Here is a 17,809-nt window from a genome sequence, read left to right as displayed (position 1 = left end):
CGCTCCTACGGGTTATGAACCCTTGTTGCCCTTCTCGAAGGATGGGTCGTAGACCTTGGTCAGGTCGCCACCCAGGCGGAAGGTCTTGAACGGTTGCATCTTGTGCTTGCTCTCGATCACATCCGGCGCGCAGGTGTAGAGGCTGCAGAAGGGTTCGAGCCAGGCGAATTTCGAGTCGACCTTGAGGTCGGTCATGTCCTGTTCCTTGCCGTTCTTCTCCTCGAACTCATCCGGATCCTTCACCCCGGCCAGCACCCGCTCGCCCAGGCGTTTCAGCGCGCCGTGGTTTTCCTGGCGCAGGTCGACGCCGTTGACCTGGGCGAAGCTGGCGATCATCGCCAACGGCGGCAGGGCGTAGTTGTGATAGGCCAGGGCGCGTTGCTGGCGCTTGAGTTCGTTGGGCAGGAAACCGTCGGCATCGACCTGGTTGGCGCCGACCTTGTATTCCTTCACGGCCCAGTCGAACAGGTCGCGGCGGTTGGTCGCCACGGCCGTCGCCATCACCGACCAGGCGGCCCAGTACGAGTGGTTGTTGGTCTGCTCCAGCGGCAGGTTGTCCCAGTCGCTGACCACCTGGTCGGCCAGCTTGCTGAACCAGGCCTCGATCTGTTGCGCTTGCTGCGGGTGGGTGTCCAGCGGATGGGAGTCGGAGAACTTCAGGCGCAGGTAGGCCGAGGCCATGCTGCCCAGGGCCCATTTGCGCATGGACTTGCCGGTGTGGTTGAAGTCCTTGGACATCAGCGCATCGGCCTGGGCCCAGGCCGTCAGCCAGCTCAGGGTGCAGTCCAGTTGTTCCGGACGGCCGTCGCGCATGAACTGCATCACCCGCTTGCTGGTGCCGCGCTCGATCTTGGTGATGTCGGCGGTGCTGTCGCGAAAGGCCTTTTCCGATTGCACGTTGAGGGTCGCGCGGGCCTTGTCCGAACCTTCGTACTTGCTGCGAAATTGCAGCGAGCCGGTGTAAGGCGCGGGCATGGCGTCGCAGCCTTCGCTGTGGTCGCCGCTCTTGAATTTATCCACCGGCGCGTAATAACCCTGGGGCGGGCGCAGTGGGGCCGCGGCCTGGGTTGCGCCGGCGAACAGCGCCAGGCTCAACAGGCTCGGGGCCAATAACTGTTTCAGCGTTTTGCTTTGCATAGGAACCTCATTGCCCGATTTGCGCGGTGCGTTGACCGGCGTCCGGGAATACGTTGCGTTTGCAAATTTTCGCTTCGACTTTCTGCGCCGCGGCGCCCGCTTCCGGACCCTGGACTTCGACCGCCAGCAGGTTCTGCGAGGCCCAGTCTTCGTCGGTGCGCAGTTCAAAGGCGAAACGCCCGTCGGTGTCGGATGTTTCCGGTTTGTCGATCTTGATGTCCTCGTGGCGCCCGTTCATGTACCAGAGGGTGGCTTGCAGGGTTTTCACCGAGGTGTCGGCGAAGCGGATATCGACCTGGTGGCTGCTGTTGCGCAGGTCCATGTTCTTGCTGTTGACCATCAGCTCGTTCTTGCCGGGCTTGAGGGTGGCGCTGGCGCTCATTTGCGCCGGCTTGCCTTCGCAGCCGTTGTCGAGCAGGGCCATCATCTGCCGGTAGATGGTTTCCTGGTCCAGGCGGTACAGCGGCGAGAATTCCCAGATCAGGATCTTCGGTGGCTTGGTCTGGAATTCCTCACTGCCCAGGTACTGCAGCATGGAGCCCTCGAAGCCACCGCCGGGGAAGGCGACGTTGAGGATGTCGGCGCCGATTTCTTCCTGCAGGAAGCCGGCGAAGTTGTAGTTCTTGCCGCTGTGGCTGGTGCCCACCAGGGTGATTTCCGGGTTGCCGGAATCGCCGAACAGGTCGCCGTCGCCGGCTTCGCCCTTGGGTTCGGTGGTGAACTGGTCCATGTACTGGATCGCGTAGCTGGTGCCGCAGAGCTGGCCGGCCATGTTGTGCAGGGTGCCGGTCTTGCCCATGCGCCCGGACTTGTGGGTCTCGAACTCACGCTTGGGAATGTCGGCGAAGGCCGGCAGCTGCTTGACCTTCTGCGCCACGATCTTCGCCGTGCGCTGGGCGCCGTAGGGGGTCCAGTGCTGGTCGCCGCGGAAGTAGAAGTCGTGGGCAGGCAGGGTTTCCGGCAATTGCTCGTTGGTCAGCGGCGACAGGTCCGGCACCACGTAGCCCATCTGGGCGAAACGGCCGAGCATGCCCTGGTAGTTTTTCAGCGCCTTGTCGTAGTCGAAGCTGGCCTTCTCCTGCGGGTTGAGCTTGTTGCGGTTCACCAGGCCACGGGTCGGCTGGTAGACCAGCACCAGCTCCACGCCCTTGCTCTTGAAGGCATCGTGCAGCTGTTGCAGGCGGCGATAACCTTCCGGCGTGGTGTTGAACTCGGTGCGCAGGTCTTCCTGGGTACGGAACAGCCAGTCGCCCTGGGCTTGCACCAGGGTGGTGAAGTTCTGCTGGTAGCGGGTGGTGTAGTTCTTCGCATCGTGCGCCGCCGGGCACAGGTTGCAGCAGGAATCGGCGGTGAATTTTGGTGCTTGCGAAGCATCGGCGCGGGCGCCGTTGCTGGCGGCGAGAATGCCCGCGGTCAATGCCGAGAGGCTCAAGAGTTTGATCAGGTGTGGGCGCATGACAGTCATCCTCAATCGCGCATTTCGGTCTGGCGTTCGACAGGGTCGATCAGCACGGCTTTCTGCTGGCGCACCAGCAGGTCAAGAATTTCGTCCTGGCGCTCGCCGAGGATCCCCGAGAAGCTGATGCCGCTGCTCTTGGTCGGGGCGAGCATGGACACGCGGTACAGCTCGACGCTCAACGGCGAGTCGATGGACATCGGGCCGCTGCCGTTGGCCGCCAGCTCGCCACCGACCACGATCAGCGACACCTGGGCGTCGAACGGGTCGAGCTTGATGTCACGGTCGGTGTCGGAGAGGTCCTTGATGTGGCCGTAGACGCCGGTCAGGCCGTTGGCCATGGCGACGTTCTCGTACAGGCGGATGTTCACGCTGTTACGAATGCGGATGCCGTGGCGACGGTTGCTGATCACCCTGTTGCCCCACAGCAGGTTGTCAGCACTCTCGTAGAGGGTGATGCCGTCGGTGTGGTTGCGGTAGATCTCGTTGTCGGCGATCAGGTTGTTCACGCTGTTACGGTCGATCACCAGGCCCGAAAGTTTGTTCTCGTAGCTGCGGTTGTTGAAGATGAAGCTGTCGTTCACTTCCCGGGAAATGATGATCCCGTGCTTCTTCTTGGTCCCGTAGACGGTGTTGTCGGCGATGATCAGCCGGTGCGAACGGTCGTGGGGGTCGATGCCGTAGACGATGTTGTCCTTGTAGGTGTTGCCCTTGACCACAAAGTCGCGGGTCTCGTAGCAGTAGAAGCCGTACCACATGTCCGAGAACTCCGAGCCGATGATCCAGCCGGTGGGTTCGGGGCGCTTGAGCACCTTGGCCATGTTCGGCGTGTACTGGGAAATACTCACGCCGTAGGACTTACTGTTGGCGTAGCCGAAGCTGGCCATCTTGCTGTTGACGATGTAGGTCTCGGTGCCGCCCCAGGCCAGCAGGAACGGACGGAATTCCTTGGGCGAGTTGAAGGTCGCCGGGCCGTTGTCCTTCTCGCGCCAGCCGGTGACCTTGGTATCGCGCACGAACAGCTGGCCGTCGTTGACCAGGAACGAACCGCCTTCCTGGGACAGGCGCAGTTCCTGGGTCTGCTGGTCGATTTCCAGGATGCCCTTGCTCCCGACCACGATCGGCAGCCGCGCCAGGTATACGCCCGGCGAGGTTTCGCTGATGTACTGCTTGGGCAGCTTCTTCGCCAGCTCCTTGAGGTTGACGTAACCGTCGTCGATGAAGATCGCCTGGGGGATGCCGTGCTGGCGCACCACCCATTCGGCCATCTTGTTGTCACCGCCGATAAAGTCCTTCAGCGCGTCTTCCTGCATCATGCGGCGCACGCTGATCTTGCCGGGCTTGCTGCGCACGATCTTCGCCGCCGCCGCTTCGGCGGTGTAGCCGGAGAGGTCGGGCAGGGTCGGCTTGGCCAGGTTCAGCGGCGCGGTCGGCGCGCTGCTGACGGTGTAGGTCTTGGCCTGTTGCAATCCCTTGGCCACGGTCGATGGCTTGCCTGGGGTTGTCGCCGGGACCGGTTCGACATTGGCGAAGGCGGCGNAGCAGCAGCGCGCCGGCCAGCAGGCTGATCGAGCCTTTCATCGCTGGGCTGTTCATCGGGCTGTTCATCTCAGGCACTCCCTTGGCGGCTCGCATCAGAAGCGCCAGATCACGTCGACGAAGGCGCGGTGCATGTACGAGTCGACGTTCTTGCCGTAGGCATCGCCCGGCTTGAACACGCCGCCACGAAAACGCACCAGCGCCGAAGGCTCGTCGATCGACTGGCTGAGCGCGGCCGGCAGCAGGCCTTGCTTGAAGTACTTGGTGACCACCAGGTCCACTTCCTGGCCGAGGTCTTTCTCGCCATCGCGCAGCGGCAGGGACGAGCTGGAGAGCAGGGCGCCGGTGGCGTCGTCGTAGTTGTTTTCCACGGCGTTGATACCGTTGCTGCCCACAGGCCTGTTGCCGTCCACGCGCCAGAACTTGTGGTAGATCAGGCTGGCGTCGTATTCGTCGGCGAGCATCCAGGAACCGAACAGGGTGGCGGTCTGCATGTTGTTCATTTCGCCGCGGAAGGCTTCGCCGAAACGGTGCACCCGCGAGCGGGTCCCGGTGTAGTTCGAGCGGTTGCTTTCCAGGCCGTTCTGTTCGTAGTCGCCGCTGGCGCGGGCGTAGGCCGCGCCGACCTGCCATTTCGGGTCCAGGCGCAGGCGCACGCCGAGGTCGGTGGCCCAGCCGTCGAGGCTCTCGCCGCTCTTGGCCTGGGCCGGGCGGGTGCCGTCGGCGTTCAGCGCGTTGACCTTGTCGCGGTCGCCGCTCATGCCGGTGATGCTCGCCCAGTAGTTGAGGGTGTTGGTGTTGCGCCAGTTGTAGGCGTCGCTGTTGGCTTCCAGGCCGAGCCAGGTCAGGTCGCCGTTCTGGCGCTTGTCCAGGGAGTCGGTGGCTTCGCCCGGGACCGGGTAGTCGAGCTTGCCGTCGTCGTGGCTGTGGTGGGCGCGGACGCCGGCCCAATGCCCCGGGGTCCACTGGTAGGCCACGTCGCCGTAGACGTGCAGGCGATCCTTGTCTTCCGGCGCCAGCTCCTTGAGGTCGGTGCGGTATTCGCTGAAGCGTTCGGCGATGCCGGCGTTGGCGCGCAGCAGGGTGGTGTCGAAGGTCCAGTTGAGGGCTTCGATGTTGGTGTCGCGCCATTGGCCGTCGTCGTTGCGCAGGCGCTGGCGGCCGAATTTCAACAGCTCGCCCGGGTAGGGGGTGAGGCCGCTGTAGCCGATCCAGAACTCGCGCATCGCCAGGTAGTTCTTCTTGCTCTTGCGGTCGCTGTTGTTGCTGCTTTCGGTGCTGGCGCCGTCGGACTGCTGCAGGGTGTCGGTCTCGATGATGTCGGTGGAGGTCACCGCCTGGCCCATGGCGTAGGCGCTCCAGTTGCCGCTCTCGCCGTACACCCAGGGACGCAGGTCGAGGCCTACGCCGTTGACGTCGCCGCCGCCCAGGGTGCCGAGGTCACGGTCGTCTTCGGACTGGCCGGTGATCTTCACTTCCAGGCCGAAGTTCTTGGTATCGGTGACGGCTGCCAGCGTCGGGTTGGACCAGAGCAGGGCAAAACCCAGGGCCACACCCAGCTTCGACAGGCTGAACAATTTCCCCGTAGCCGCTGCCGCAGGCTGCGATCGGCTGCGCAGCGGCCGCAAAACCTGTGCGCGCGGTGTCGCTGGCAGATCTCGGTCGCCTGGTTGGCGAGCGCTGCGCGCTCGATCGCAGCCTGCGGCAGCGGCTACAGGATTGGCGTGGCTGGATGGAGTGAACTTCATAGGGATTCCTCACCGTCTTCTTCCTGCAGCGCGTGCAGTTCCAACGTGTTCTGGCTCAAGGCGCCACGCACGGCCTGCTCCTGTTGCAGCAGGCGTTGGGCCTCGGCGCGTTGGCCTGGCGGCAGTTGGGCTTCGAGTTGTTGCGCGAGCTCGTTGGCTTGCGGGGTGTCCTGGGTCTTGGCCAGTTGGCTGAAGACATAGGCGTTGAGCGGGTCGGGCTTGGTGCCCTTGCCCTGGGAAAACAGCTGGGCAATGGCGAAATCGGCGCTGTTCTGGCCGTTGCGCGCGGCGGTCAGCAGGTGGTCCAGGGCCTTTTGCGGATAGACCTGGCCCAGGTAGCCGCGGCGGTAGATCTGGCCGAGGTAGTAGTCGGCGGCGACTTCCTTGCCCTGGGCCTTCTTGAAGTGTTCTTCGGCGACCTTGGCATCGGCCGGGACCATCTTGCCTTCGTAGTAGAGCTTGCCCAGCAGCAGTTCGGCGCGAGGCTGGTCGGCGGCGCGACCGTTGTCCAGGTATTGCATCATCTTGTCGACGTCGCCCAGTTCGGGGAAGTCGTAGAGCAGTTGCGCCAGGGTGACCCAGGAGGCCGGGTAGCCGGGAGCGATCGGCTCCAGCAGCGCCTGCGCGGTTTTCTCGTCGGTCTTGCCCAGGCTGGCATCGCCCAGCACCCGGGCCACGCTGTCCACTCGTTGTGCGCTGATGGCACCACGGGCGTGTCCGGCCTGCAGCTGTTTCAGCAGCTCGGCCTGTTGCTCCGGCTGGCCGCGTTTCTGGTAGACGGTGGCCAGTTCGACGTAGCAGATATCGGTGACGTTCAGCGCTGCCTTGCAGATGGTTTCCACCTCGGCCAGGTGCTGGTCGTAGGTGCCCTGGGTGCGGTACAGCAGCACCTGGGCCAGGCCGGCTTCCGGGTAGCCGGCGCTGCGCCATTGGCTGATCTGCTGCTGGGCGTTGACCTTCGGGAAGCTCTGCGGATATTGCAGGTAGAGCATCGCCAGCGGGATCAGGGTGTTGCCTTCACCGTTGGCGAAGGCCTTTTTCAGCAGGCCTTCGGCTTCGTGATGTTCGGCCTCGGTGGAGCCGGGCTTGGCCACCAGCAGGCGGCCCAGGCGCGCCTGGGCCCGCGGCGAGGTGTCGGCCGCGGCGCGGTAGGTCGCCTCGGCTTGCTTGATCTTCGCCGGGTCGCGGGTTTCCATCTGGATATCGGCCAGGCCGACCTGGGCGTCGCTATAGCCCAGGTCCGCCAGTTGCCGGTAGTTCTGCTCCGCGAGCACGGTGTCGCCGCGCTTCAGGGCTTCGTTGGCCAGGCGCTGGTCGGGCAGGCCGGCGCAACCGGCCAGGGCCATGGCGGTCACCAGAGGCAACAGCAATGCCGAACCCTGTAGCCGCTGCCGAAGGCTGCGATCGGCCGCGTAGCGGACGGTTTCCGGACGCTGTGGTGTTTTCGCCAGAGCGTGTTCATCCCCTTCACGAGTGCGTTGCACTCGATCGCAGCCTGCGGCAGCGGCTACAGGGGCCGTTTTCGTCATCGGGAGTGGGGTATGAATATTCATGGTTAGAGACCGGCAGCCATGGCTTTGTCGAGCAGCCAGTTCACGGATGGGCCGCGGTCGCTGCTGACTTCCACCGGGCGGCCGGCGAAGGCGCTGCTCAGCGGGGCGTCGGGCTTGATCTGCACGCGAATGTCCGAGGACAGGTCGCTGCTGTTGAGGCTGGTGCTGCTGACGATGGTGCCGCTGCGCACCTCGTCTTCGCCGGCGATCTGGAAGCTGACCTTGGTCCCCGGACGCACGTCGGCGAACTGGCGGTAGGAGAAACGCGCCTCGATGTTGGCCTGGCTGTTGCGCGGCACCAGCTGGAAGATCACGTCGCCCTTGCTGGCGTACTGGCCGTCGGCAACCATCTGCTGGGCCACGGTGCAGTCGCAGGGCGAGGTCAGGGTGCCGGTCATCTGCTTGCCGAACAGCTCCTCGACCTTGGCCGGTTGCAACTGGTCTTCGTTCAGGTGGCCCTTGAGCACGTCGAGCATGCTGGTGCTGAAGGTCGCCAGCGGGGCGCCCTTGGCGGCCACGCCGTCGGCCTGGATCAGGCTCTGCACGGTGCCGTCGCGCGGCATGGTGACGTTCATCCCCGGCGCGCTGACCAGGCCGGCCTGGGCGTGGCTGACGAAGTACATGCCGTACACCGACTTGAGGATGAAACCGAAGGCCGCCAGGCCAACGACGAAGATCCCGGCGCTGAAGGTCACCGCACGCAGGCGGCCCAGGGCGCTCATGCCGTGGCCGGCGTCCTTGGTCTTGCGCGCCTTGGTGAAGTTGTCGCGCTGCAGGGTGGCGAGCACGTCGCCCATGGTCACGATGTCGCCGGCCAGGTGCGAGGTGATCAGCTGGCGCAGGGTCGAGATGTCCCGCGGCTCGAGGTTCTGGAACTGGCAACCGACACGGCCGCTCGGGCGATCCACCGAGCGCACCAGCAGCTCCACGTCCATGGCCAGCCCGAGGTTGTCGATGACGAACTGCAGGCGACCCTTGTGCACGTCGCCGACCTTGATCGGCAGTTGCCCGCAGTTGAAGCTCAGGCCGCCGGCGGAGAGGTCGATGACCCGCGCTTCGACCGGGGTCCGGTCGGGGCCGAAGAAACGCAGCTTGGCCGGGATTTTGACCCGGGCGTGTTGGCGTTGGGCTTCGGATTCATGCACTACGTTGACGTTCACGGCGGTGTTCATAAGGGCGATTTCCTAGTTAATTCAGGCAAGGCGGGTCAGACCATCATCAGCAACGCGGCGACGAAAATGCTGCCGGCGGAGAAGGTCATGGTCCGAGACGACCAGGTGTTGAACCAACGTTGAAAGCTGGCGAGGTCACGGGACAGAGCAGTCGGTTGGCGGGTCCAGGACTGTTGGTCGAGGCGGAAGAACACGTAGATCTTCACCAGGGCTCCGACGATCTGGTTGTAATAGAGGATCAAAGGGTAGGCCGGGCCGATCCGGTGCCCCGAACAGGACAGCAGCAGGGTCAGCAGCAGGCGGGTGATACCGATCCACAGCAGGTACACCAGGATGAACGCGGTGCCGTACTTGAAGCTGGCGAGCAGGGCCACGGTCAGGCCCAGCAGGGAGGTCCACATCGACACGCGCTGGTCGAACAGCACCACGCTGGTGAACAGGCCCAGGCGCTTGAGGCCCAGGCCCAGGGCCCGGGAGTTCTGCCGCAGGTTGTTGCCGTACCAGCGGAACATCAGCTTGCGGCTGGCCTTGATGAAACTCTTCTCCGGCGGGTGTTCCACGGTGTTGATCGCCGCGTCGGGCACGTAGAAGGTGTCGTAGCCCAGGCGCATCAGGCTGAACCAGCTGGACTTGTCGTCGCCGGTGAGGAACTTGAAGCGGCCCAGGCGCCAGTGTTGCAGCGAGTCGCTTTCCACGTCGGCGATGAAGTCCGGGTTGGTGACCACGCTGGCGCGGAACACCGACATGCGTCCGGTCATGGTCAACACGCGCTTGGACAGGGCCATGGAGCACATGTTGATGTGGCGCTGGGCGAAACGCAGCTTGTGCCATTCGCTCATGATGTAGCCGCCGCGCACTTCGCAGAACTCGTTGGTGGTCAGGCCGCCGACGTTGCCGAACAGCTGGAACCAGGGCACGGTCTTGCGCACCACGCCTTCGCCGAGCACGGTATCGCCGTCGATCACCGCGACCACGGCACGGTCGTCCGGCAGGTGGCGGGAGATGGCGCGGAAACCGAAGGCCAGGCCGTCGCGCTTGCCGGTGCCGGGGATGCGCACGAAGTCGAGCTTGACGTGGGCCGGCGGGTTCATGCGGGCCCAGAGGCTTTTCACCAGCAGCTCGTCGGACATCTCCACGATCGAGCAGACCACGGTGGTGGGGAAGCCGCAGTCGATGGCTTCACGGATCACCGAGCCATAGACCTGGGCGGTGGTCAGGGCGTCGATCCGGAAGCTGGTGACCATCAGGTACACGTGGGACGGATCGGCGGCCTTGCCCAGCTTGCGCACTTTGCGGCGCAGGTGCGGGTAGACCACATAGAGAAACAGCATGCCGCGCACGAAATGCGTGGCACCCATCGAGTAGCGCCAGATACCCACGGCGCCAATCAGGAAGATGAAGTCCTTCGATTCGGAGTCGAATGTGGACGCGGGCAACGCCAGGGCGAGACCCATCAGTAAACTCAAGAAAAACAGCCAACCTGCGGCCTGGAGTAGGCCGTGCTTTAGCCTGTGCATAATCTGCATCCGTCTCGATCTCGGGCGAGCCTGTGGGGTGGCCCGATGGGGTTAAGGCAGGCGAAAAAGCCAAAGGGGCACATTCCTGTAGCCGCTGCCGGAGGCTGCGATAGGTCCGCAGGACCTCCGGCGATTGCAGGTGCGTCGCGACCCCTTCGGGTTCGACGCAGCCTGCGGCAGCGGCTACAGGAACGGGGGACTGCCCCCGATGCCGCTGGTTACCAGCAGATCCCTTCGGTCCGGCCGCTCGCGCTGGTGGCCTTGGACATGAACCCGACCAGGTCGATGACCTGTTTGCCATGCGGCACTTCTTCGGCCAGAGCGCGGAACTTCTCGTCGCGGTTGCCGAGGATGATCACGTCGGAGTTGTCGATCACCGAGTCGAAGTCCGCGTTGAGCAGGGACGAGACGTGGGGGATCTTGGACTCGATGTAGTCCTTGTTGGCACCGTGGACGCGGGCGTACTCGACGTTGCTGTCGTAGATGCTCAGGTCGAAGCCCTTGCCGATCAGCATTTCCGCCAGCTCCACCAGCGGGCTTTCGCGCAGGTCGTCGGTACCGGCCTTGAAGCTCAGGCCGAGCAGGGCGACTTTGCGTTTTTCGTGGCTGGAGACGATGTCGAAGGCGTTCTGCACCTGGGACTCGTTACTGCGCATCAGCGAGTTGAGCAGCGGCGCTTCGATGTCCAGGGAGCCGGCGCGGAAGGTCAGGGCGCGCACGTCCTTGGGCAGGCAGGAGCCGCCGAAGGCGAAGCCTGGACGCATGTAGTATTGGGACAGGTTGAGGGTCTTGTCCTGGCAGACCACGTCCATCACTTCACGACCGTCGACGCCGACGGCCTTGGCGATGTTGCCGATCTCGTTGGCGAAGGTCACCTTGGTGGCGTGCCACACGTTGCAGGTGTACTTGATCATCTCGGCGACGGCGATGTCCTTGCGGATGATCGGTGCGTCGAGTTCTTCGTACAGCGATTGCAGGACGTCGCCCGATGCCTTGTCGAACTCGCCGATCACGGTCATCGGCGGGAAGTCGTAGTCCTTGATCGCGGTGCTTTCACGCAGGAACTCAGGGTTGACCGCGACGCCGAAGTCGACGCCGGCCTTCTTGCCGGAGCAGTCTTCGAGAATCGGGATCACCACGTTGGCCACGGTGCCCGGAAGTACGGTACTGCGCACCACGATGGTGTGGCGGGAAGTCTTGTCACGCAGGACAAAACCGATCTCGCGGCATACCGCTTCGATGTAGTTGAGTTCCAGGTCGCCATTCTTCTTGCTTGGCGTGCCGACACAGATCATCGACAAGTCGGTGTCGCGAATCGCCTCGGCGAAGTTGGTGGTGCCGCGCAGACGACCGGTTTGAATACCTTGCGCCAGAAGTTCACCCAGACCCGGTTCAACGATCGGCGATTTGCCTGCGTTGATCATGTCGATCTTGTCCTTGGCAACATCGACGCCAACGACCTCATGGCCCCGTGCAGACAGGCAACCGGCACATACCGCGCCGACGTAACCCAAACCAAATATGCTGATGCGCATCGCATTTACCTCTGTGTTATTCACGCCATTAGATGGCCGGAGTTAATGTTTGCCAGCTGTAATTACGCACTCGGAAGTTCAACGAACAAGCGTTGATATATCCAGTGCAGGCAGACTAAGTTCCGAGTGTCTAAATAAGTGCACTCAAGTTGTGCGCAACTTGGCCTTGTTGTAGGGGCTGCCCTTAAATGTCGCCGTCCTTCCTGCTGGAAGGCTGCTCCGAGGTTGGCGATAATCCTGGTTTATAGGCGTGGGCCCATAGTAATCAGGTAGTTACACGCTCCCGGAAGCGCTTTAAGGCGGGCTATGCCATGGCCTTGTAGGGGATAGTAATGGTGCATTATCTCCTGTGTATTGACCCTAAGTTCGAACCCGTGAGCAGTAGGTCAGGACAATATGACAACTTCGCTACTGTCTTTGGATCCCATGTAAGTCATCTCCTACAAACTCGTCGAGAATCGTTACCGGTGGTATGAGCGGTGGTTCAGGACATAGTTCCAGACCGCTGATCCTGTTTTCTGAAATTTCTTGAAATATTGCAAAAGATGGCACTGCTTTCATATTGATAGCACTTACCATTTCAGCCTGTAGTTATGGGGAGTTAAAGCGCGGGGATATTTTTATGCCACTACCGATAAAAATTTTGCGTGCCACTACTGAAAAAAATGACCTCTGTCGAGTGAAACAAAAGTTATAAATTCAGAAGAAAATATTTTGGCGCCAATTGTTTGGCGTTTTGGCGGGAGTCAAAGAGGAAAGTGACCGCTCGTCGACGCACTCGTTTGCGCGAAACCAGTGCGTCGACCGGGTGCGTTATTCCGGTGCGTGATCGCGCAGGAAAACCAGATTGTCGGGTTTCGACTGTTCGGCGCTGTAGCGGTAACCCTGGACATCGAACTGCTTGAGCGCCTGCGGGTCGTTGATGCGTTCTTCGATGACGAAGCGGCTCATCATGCCCCGGGCCTTCTTGGCGTAGAAGCTGATGATCTTGTACTGGCCGTTCTTCAGGTCCTTGAACTCGGTATTGATGATCCGGGCGTTCAGGGCCGTGCGCTTGACCGCCGAGAAGTATTCGTTGGAAGCCAGGTTGAGCAGCAGGTCGTCGCCCTGTTCGGCCAGGGCCTCATTGAGCCATTCGCTGATGCGCGTGCCCCAGAAGGCGTACAGGTCCTTGCCGCGGGCGTTGGCCAGCTTGGTGCCCATTTCCAGGCGGTAAGGCTGCATCAGGTCCAGCGGGCGCAGCAGGCCGTACAGGCCGGAGAGCATGCGCAGATGCTGCTGGGCGTAGTCGAAATCGGCTTCGCTCAGGGTTTCGGCATTCAGGCCGGTGTACACGTCGCCCTTGAACGCCAGCAGCGCCTGCTTGGCGTTGGCCGGAGTGAAGGCCGGGGTCCAGCTGCCGAAACGCGCGGCGTTGAGGCCGCCGATCTTGTCGGAGACGTGCATCAGTTCGCTGATTTGCGCCGGGCTCAGTTCGCGCAATTGCAGGATCAGTTCCTGGGAGTGATCGAGGTACTGCGGCTGGGTGAAGCGTTGCGTGACGGGCGGGGTCTCGAAATCGAGGGTCTTGGCGGGTGAAATCACCATCAGCATGAAGTCGTCTCCTGTAAGCGTCGGGGGATTCTAGGGGCTTGGGCGGTTTGACTCCACCTATCAAGGCAATAGGGGAGGCCGGTCGTCCGTTGACTGCTGCTTTCTGTAGGAGCGAGCTTGCTCGCGATGAACCTGAGAGCAGTGCAAGGTATCAGGCGATAGGCGTCATCGTTGACGCGCATCGCGAGCAAGCTCGCTCCTACAAAGGGGGGATTCAAATAGGGGCGGGCCGTGGCATCGGCTATAGTGCCGCGCGGGTTTTGTTATGGAGACATCCCTTTGCGCAGCGCGTTTTTTCTTTCTATCTGGCTGTTGAGCTTCGGCGCCCTGGCGGCGCCGAGCGATGTGGCGACCCTGGATCGCAGCACCTGGCCGGAACAGCTCGGCAACCCGACCCTGTTCGACGTGGCGTCGCGGGCGGAGATCCTTACCTTTGCCCGCGCCCTGCTGGTCAGCGAGGCCTGGGATGAAGCCTCGTTGAAGCAGCGCCTGGGCCTGCGGATCATCAACATGGCGTCGATCGATACCGCTCGCCAGCGGCTCTGGCAGCAATTGCTGGCCAACTACAACTTCGCCCAGCAGAGCTGCGACCAGGACGCCTCCTTCTGTTTCCTGGTGGAGGACATGGATACCCTGCGCGAGCAGGCCGGCAAGTTCCAGTTGGGCGATGACTCTTATTACGCGCGCTGGGCCGAGCCAAGCCGGGCCTTCCATGAACAGTACCTGGACGAGTTGCTGCGCAAGGCCGCGCTGTTTCCCCAGACCACCAGCGAAATAGAGCGGTTTGGCGACTACGAGCGCAACGGCGACGAACTCAATGACCGGCTGTTCTTGCTGACCTTCGACAGCGCGGCCAATCTCGCCCCGGACAATACCCCCTGGCTCACCGAATACCTGCGCAAGTCGAACATGAACGGCACCTTCTTCGTGCTCGGCAGCGAGGTGCAGAGCCGCCTGGAACAACGTTCGGTGGCCAATCTGCAGGCCCTGTATTCGCAGCAGTGCGTGGGCGTCCAGGGCTGGGAGTATCGCTCCCACAGCCACTGGCAGGACTGGCAGGACTCGATCGAGCGCAGCGTCGAACTGGTCAAGGGCAAGCTGCCGGAAAACTACGTGCCGCTGTTCCGCCCGCCCTACGGCCAGCGCCGGGCCGACGCCCAGGCCTTCTTTAATGCACAGGGCTTGCAGGTGGCATTGTGGGACATAGACCCGCAGGACGGCGCCGGCAAGCTCAAGGGCGAGCAGAGCGGCCAGCGGGTGTTGACCCTAATGCTGTTGTGGCGGCACGGAGTGATCAATTTCAACGCCCGGCAGGATGCGGTGAAGACGGCATTGCCCTGGTTGCTGACGCAGACGGCGCAGAGCGGAATCGGTTGGGAGGATTGTCAGGACGCGTTTCGCTAGAAACGACGAAAGGTCCGTATTTACGGGGGGAGGAGTATTTTTTGCCGATTTTGGCAAGGATTTCGAGGCAGGCGGACTTCCGACTTTAACGGTGCCGGGGCAGCGCGCCAAGGGCTATTCGTCACTCTGCAAAATAAACTTAAAAAAAGCGTCAAAGTGCTTTTTCCTGTCACAGGTTTTGGAGTATTACGAAGTCAGACCGCCGAAACCTGCAACACAGGTGGCGTCTCCCAAGACTCCTTTTGTGTGCAAGTCACTCGACCTCCCGCGGGTGAATTCGACGGTCAATTCGAGGCGCAGCACCGCCATGGTATTGCGTCGACTGGCCCCCACATAAGGTGACCGAGTATGGATGACCACGGACGTAGCCCTTCCTCCAACCAGCCAATCCTTTATGTACTCGATACCAATGTATTGATTCACGATCCAAACGCCCTGCTGAACTTCGAAGAACACCATGTGGCGATCCCGATGATCGTTCTGGAGGAACTCGACAAGCTCAAGAGCGGCCATCACAGCGTTGCAGCGGAATGCCGCCAGGCCATTCGCCTGATCGACAAGACCCTGGGTGAGGCCTCGCCGGAAGATGTCGAGCTGGGCGTGCCTATCCAGCGAGGCAAGAGCGGCCCCAAAGGCCTGCTGTCGATCCTCATGAGCAAACGCTCGGAGCCCAACAGCCTGCTGCCGGAAAACCTCAACGACAACATCATCATCAACCAGTTGATCGACCTGCATGCGCGCAACAAGGAGCTGCGCGTGGTGCTGGTGACCAAAGACATCAACATGCGCCTCAAGGCGCGCGCCTGCGGGATCGCCGCCGAGGACTACAGCACCGACCAGCTGGTCGACGATGTGGCCTTGCTGCCCAATGGCTTCCACAACATGACCGGTTCCTTCTGGGACCGCGTGAGCAAGGTGGAAACCCGCCAGGACCACGGCCGCACCTGGCACCAGGTGCAACTCACCGACAACCTGCCGGCGGTGCACATCAACGAGTTCATCATCGACGAGCAGGGTTTTGTCGGCTGGATCAAGGAGATTCGCGCCGATGTGCTGCTGATTCTCGACCTGCATCAGGAACCCCTGTTGCACCAGGAAGCCTGGGGCCTGAAACCGCGCGACATCTATCAAGGCCTGGCGCTGTTCGCCCTGCTCGATCCGGACATCCATCTGGTCAACCTGTCCGGGGCTGCCGGTTCAGGCAAGACCATCCTGGCCCTGGCCGCGGCCATCGAGCAGACCATGGTCAGCAAGCGTTATCGGCGCATCATCGCCACCCGCAGCGTGCAGGGGCTGGACCAGGAGATCGGCTTCCTGCCGGGCACCGAAGCGGAAAAAATGGAGCCTTGGCTCGGCGCCATCACCGACAACCTCGAAGCCCTGCACATGGATGACGAAAACACCCATGGCAGCGTGGACTACATCCTCAGCAAGGTGCCGCTGCAGTTCAAATCCCTCAACTACATTCGTGGCCGCAGCTTCCAGCAGAGCCTGATCCTGATCGACGAATGCCAGAACCTCACCCCGCACCAGATGAAAACCATCATCACCCGTGCCGGCGCCGGTTCCAAAGTGGTGTGCCTGGGCAACCTGGCGCAGATCGATACTCCTTACCTGTCCGCAACCAGCTCCGGGCTGACCTACCTGACTGAACGCTTCAAGGACTTCCCCAACGGGGTGCACATCACCCTGCAAGGGGTTCCACGCTCGATTCTGGCTGAATACGCCGAATCCCATCTGTAACCTTCACCAGACGGGCGGCCGCAAGGCCGCCCGTTTTTTATGCCCGAACCAAACCTATCTTCCGTAGGAGCGNNNCCCTGCTGCACCGCGTTGCCTGGATCGCGGGCAAGCCTCGCTCCTACAGAATTGGGGGCGGATAATCAGGCGTGCGGAAAATTGACCCTCGGGTTTACAATCGCCTTTCCTGATCAGGAGTAAGGCTGTGCTGACTCATCTCGATTCCCAAGGTCGCGCCAATATGGTCGACGTCACCGACAAAGCCGTGACGTCCCGCGAAGCCACGGCCGAAGCCCGGGTGCGCATGCTCCCGCAAACCCTGCAAATGATCGTCAGCGGCGGTCACCCCAAGGGTGATGTGTTCGCCGTGGCGCGCATCGCCGGCATCCAGGCGGCGAAAAAGACCAGCGATCTGATTCCCCTGTGCCATCCGCTGATGCTCACCAGCGTCAAGGTCGAGCTCAGCGCCGAAGGCGAGGACAGCGTGCGCATCGTTGCCCGCTGCAAGCTGGCCGGGCAGACCGGGGTGGAAATGGAAGCCCTGACCGCCGCCAGCGTCGCGGCCCTGACCATCTATGACATGTGCAAGGCCGTGGACCGCGGCATGACCATCGAAGGCGTGCGCCTGCTGGAGAAGCTGGGCGGCAAGAGCGGCCATTACCAGGCGGGTGAGCAATGAACCTGACCGTGAAGTTTTTCGCCCGCTACCGCGAGGCGCTGGGCGTGGATTCGCTGCGGGTCGCCGGCGATTTCGCCACGGTCGAGGATGTGCGCGCGCTGCTGGCCCAGCGTGAGGGCGCCGAGGTGCTCAGCGAACAGAACCTGATGTGCGCCCGCAACGAAGACCTCTGCCAGCTCGACGAGCCGCTGAGCGACGGCGACGAAGTGGCGTTTTTTCCTACCGTGACCGGGGGCTGACATGGCGATTCGTGTGCAAGCCAGCGCCTTCGATCCGGGGGCGGAAGTCAACGCGATGCATGCGGCGAATGTCGGCGTCGGCGCGGTGGTGAGCTTTGTCGGTTACGTGCGTGATTTCAACGACGGCCTGGATGTGGCGGGGATGTTTCTCGAGCATTACCCGGGCATGACCGAAAAGGCCCTGGGCAAGATCGCCGCCGAGGCCGAACAGCGCTGGCCGCTGCTCAAGCTGGAAGTGCTGCATCGCATCGGCGCGCTGGAGCCGGGTGAGCCGATCGTCTTCGTCGGCGCCGCCAGCGCTCACCGCCAGGCGGCATTCGATGCCTGTGCCTTTGTCATGGACTACCTGAAGACCCGCGCGCCGTTCTGGAAAAAGGAAACCACCGCCGACGGCCCACGCTGGGTGGAAGGGCGTGATAGCGATCATGCGGCGGCGGATCGCTGGAAAGAATGACGGCCTGATCCCTCTCCTCTGGCCGGACGTACGTCATCGCGGG

13 protein-coding genes and 1 pseudogene are annotated in these 17,809 nt (G+C 62.4%); 5 read left to right on the top strand and 9 right to left on the bottom strand.

The genetic code is table 11. From position 1 onward, the window contains the following. Positions 1–12 precede the first annotated feature (12 nt). The 9 genes and pseudogenes from ACTJKT_RS03525 to yaaA all read right to left on the bottom strand — a co-directional run bounded on the left by ACTJKT_RS03525 (position 13) and on the right by yaaA (position 13,250). Complete coding sequence (locus tag ACTJKT_RS03525; RefSeq protein WP_440786203.1) at positions 13–1,137, bottom strand: mannuronate-specific alginate lyase; 1,125 nt, start codon at positions 1,135–1,137, stop codon at positions 13–15. A gap of 7 nt (positions 1,138–1,144) precedes the next feature. After that, on the bottom strand, positions 1,145–2,593 hold the full coding sequence (locus ACTJKT_RS03520) for an alginate O-acetyltransferase (RefSeq protein WP_440786202.1): 1,449 nt from the start codon (positions 2,591–2,593) through the stop codon (positions 1,145–1,147). An 11-nt stretch (positions 2,594–2,604) separates the two neighbouring features. After that, positions 2,605–4,201, bottom strand: a pseudogene (gene algG / locus ACTJKT_RS03515) (mannuronan 5-epimerase AlgG). A gap of 26 nt (positions 4,202–4,227) precedes the next feature. After that, entirely contained in the window at positions 4,228–5,880 is a 1,653-nt protein-coding gene (locus ACTJKT_RS03510) for an alginate export family protein (RefSeq protein ID WP_440786201.1), read from the bottom strand. Next, the gene (gene algK, locus ACTJKT_RS03505; protein WP_440786200.1) at positions 5,877–7,364 is read right to left on the bottom strand and encodes an alginate biosynthesis TPR repeat lipoprotein AlgK; all 1,488 of its coding nucleotides are present in this window, start codon (positions 7,362–7,364) and stop codon (positions 5,877–5,879) included. Before algK ends, ACTJKT_RS03510 begins: the two co-directional genes overlap by 4 nt. Before the next feature lie 71 nt (positions 7,365–7,435). After that, positions 7,436–8,605: a PilZ domain-containing protein gene (locus tag ACTJKT_RS03500; protein ID WP_440786199.1), complete on the bottom strand. Its 1,170-nt coding sequence runs from the start codon at positions 8,603–8,605 to the stop codon at positions 7,436–7,438. Between the two features lie 35 nt (positions 8,606–8,640). After that, positions 8,641–10,122, bottom strand: coding sequence for a mannuronan synthase (alg8, locus tag ACTJKT_RS03495; protein WP_440786198.1), 1,482 nt, complete (start codon positions 10,120–10,122; stop codon positions 8,641–8,643). Positions 10,123–10,340: 218 nt separating this feature from the next. Further along, entirely contained in the window at positions 10,341–11,657 is a 1,317-nt protein-coding gene (locus tag ACTJKT_RS03490; protein ID WP_440786197.1) for a nucleotide sugar dehydrogenase, read from the bottom strand. An 813-nt stretch (positions 11,658–12,470) separates the two neighbouring features. Next, entirely contained in the window at positions 12,471–13,250 is a 780-nt protein-coding gene (gene yaaA, locus ACTJKT_RS03485) for a peroxide stress protein YaaA (RefSeq protein ID WP_440786196.1), read from the bottom strand. Between the two features lie 279 nt (positions 13,251–13,529). Between yaaA and ACTJKT_RS03480 the strand changes: the two genes are divergently transcribed. The 5 genes from ACTJKT_RS03480 to moaE all read left to right on the top strand — a co-directional run bounded on the left by ACTJKT_RS03480 (position 13,530) and on the right by moaE (position 17,766). Beyond that, the gene (locus tag ACTJKT_RS03480) at positions 13,530–14,654 is read left to right on the top strand and encodes a polysaccharide deacetylase family protein (protein WP_440786195.1); all 1,125 of its coding nucleotides are present in this window, start codon (positions 13,530–13,532) and stop codon (positions 14,652–14,654) included. Between the two features lie 348 nt (positions 14,655–15,002). Beyond that, on the top strand, positions 15,003–16,397 hold the full coding sequence (locus tag ACTJKT_RS03475) for a PhoH family protein (protein WP_009047096.1): 1,395 nt from the start codon (positions 15,003–15,005) through the stop codon (positions 16,395–16,397). Between the two features lie 202 nt (positions 16,398–16,599). Then, positions 16,600–17,073 carry a cyclic pyranopterin monophosphate synthase MoaC gene (gene moaC / locus ACTJKT_RS03470; protein ID WP_007932096.1) on the top strand — a complete coding sequence of 158 codons (474 nt, stop codon included), beginning with the start codon at positions 16,600–16,602 and terminating at the stop codon, positions 17,071–17,073. Beyond that, the gene (moaD, locus tag ACTJKT_RS03465) at positions 17,070–17,312 is read left to right on the top strand and encodes a molybdopterin converting factor subunit 1 (RefSeq protein WP_440786194.1); all 243 of its coding nucleotides are present in this window, start codon (positions 17,070–17,072) and stop codon (positions 17,310–17,312) included. Before moaC ends, moaD begins: the two co-directional genes overlap by 4 nt. 1 nt (position 17,313) lies before the next feature. Continuing rightward, positions 17,314–17,766, top strand: coding sequence for a molybdopterin synthase catalytic subunit MoaE (gene moaE / locus ACTJKT_RS03460; RefSeq protein ID WP_210475378.1), 453 nt, complete (start codon positions 17,314–17,316; stop codon positions 17,764–17,766). The last annotated feature ends 43 nt before the right edge of the window (positions 17,767–17,809 follow it).

It is taken from the genome of Pseudomonas sp. 22526 (genome assembly GCF_052044735.1).
Classification (GTDB): Bacteria; Pseudomonadota; Gammaproteobacteria; order Pseudomonadales; family Pseudomonadaceae; genus Aquipseudomonas; species Aquipseudomonas piscium.
The sequence above is the reverse complement of the archived record's forward strand: the minus strand, read 5'-3'. Positions and strand labels throughout refer to the sequence as shown.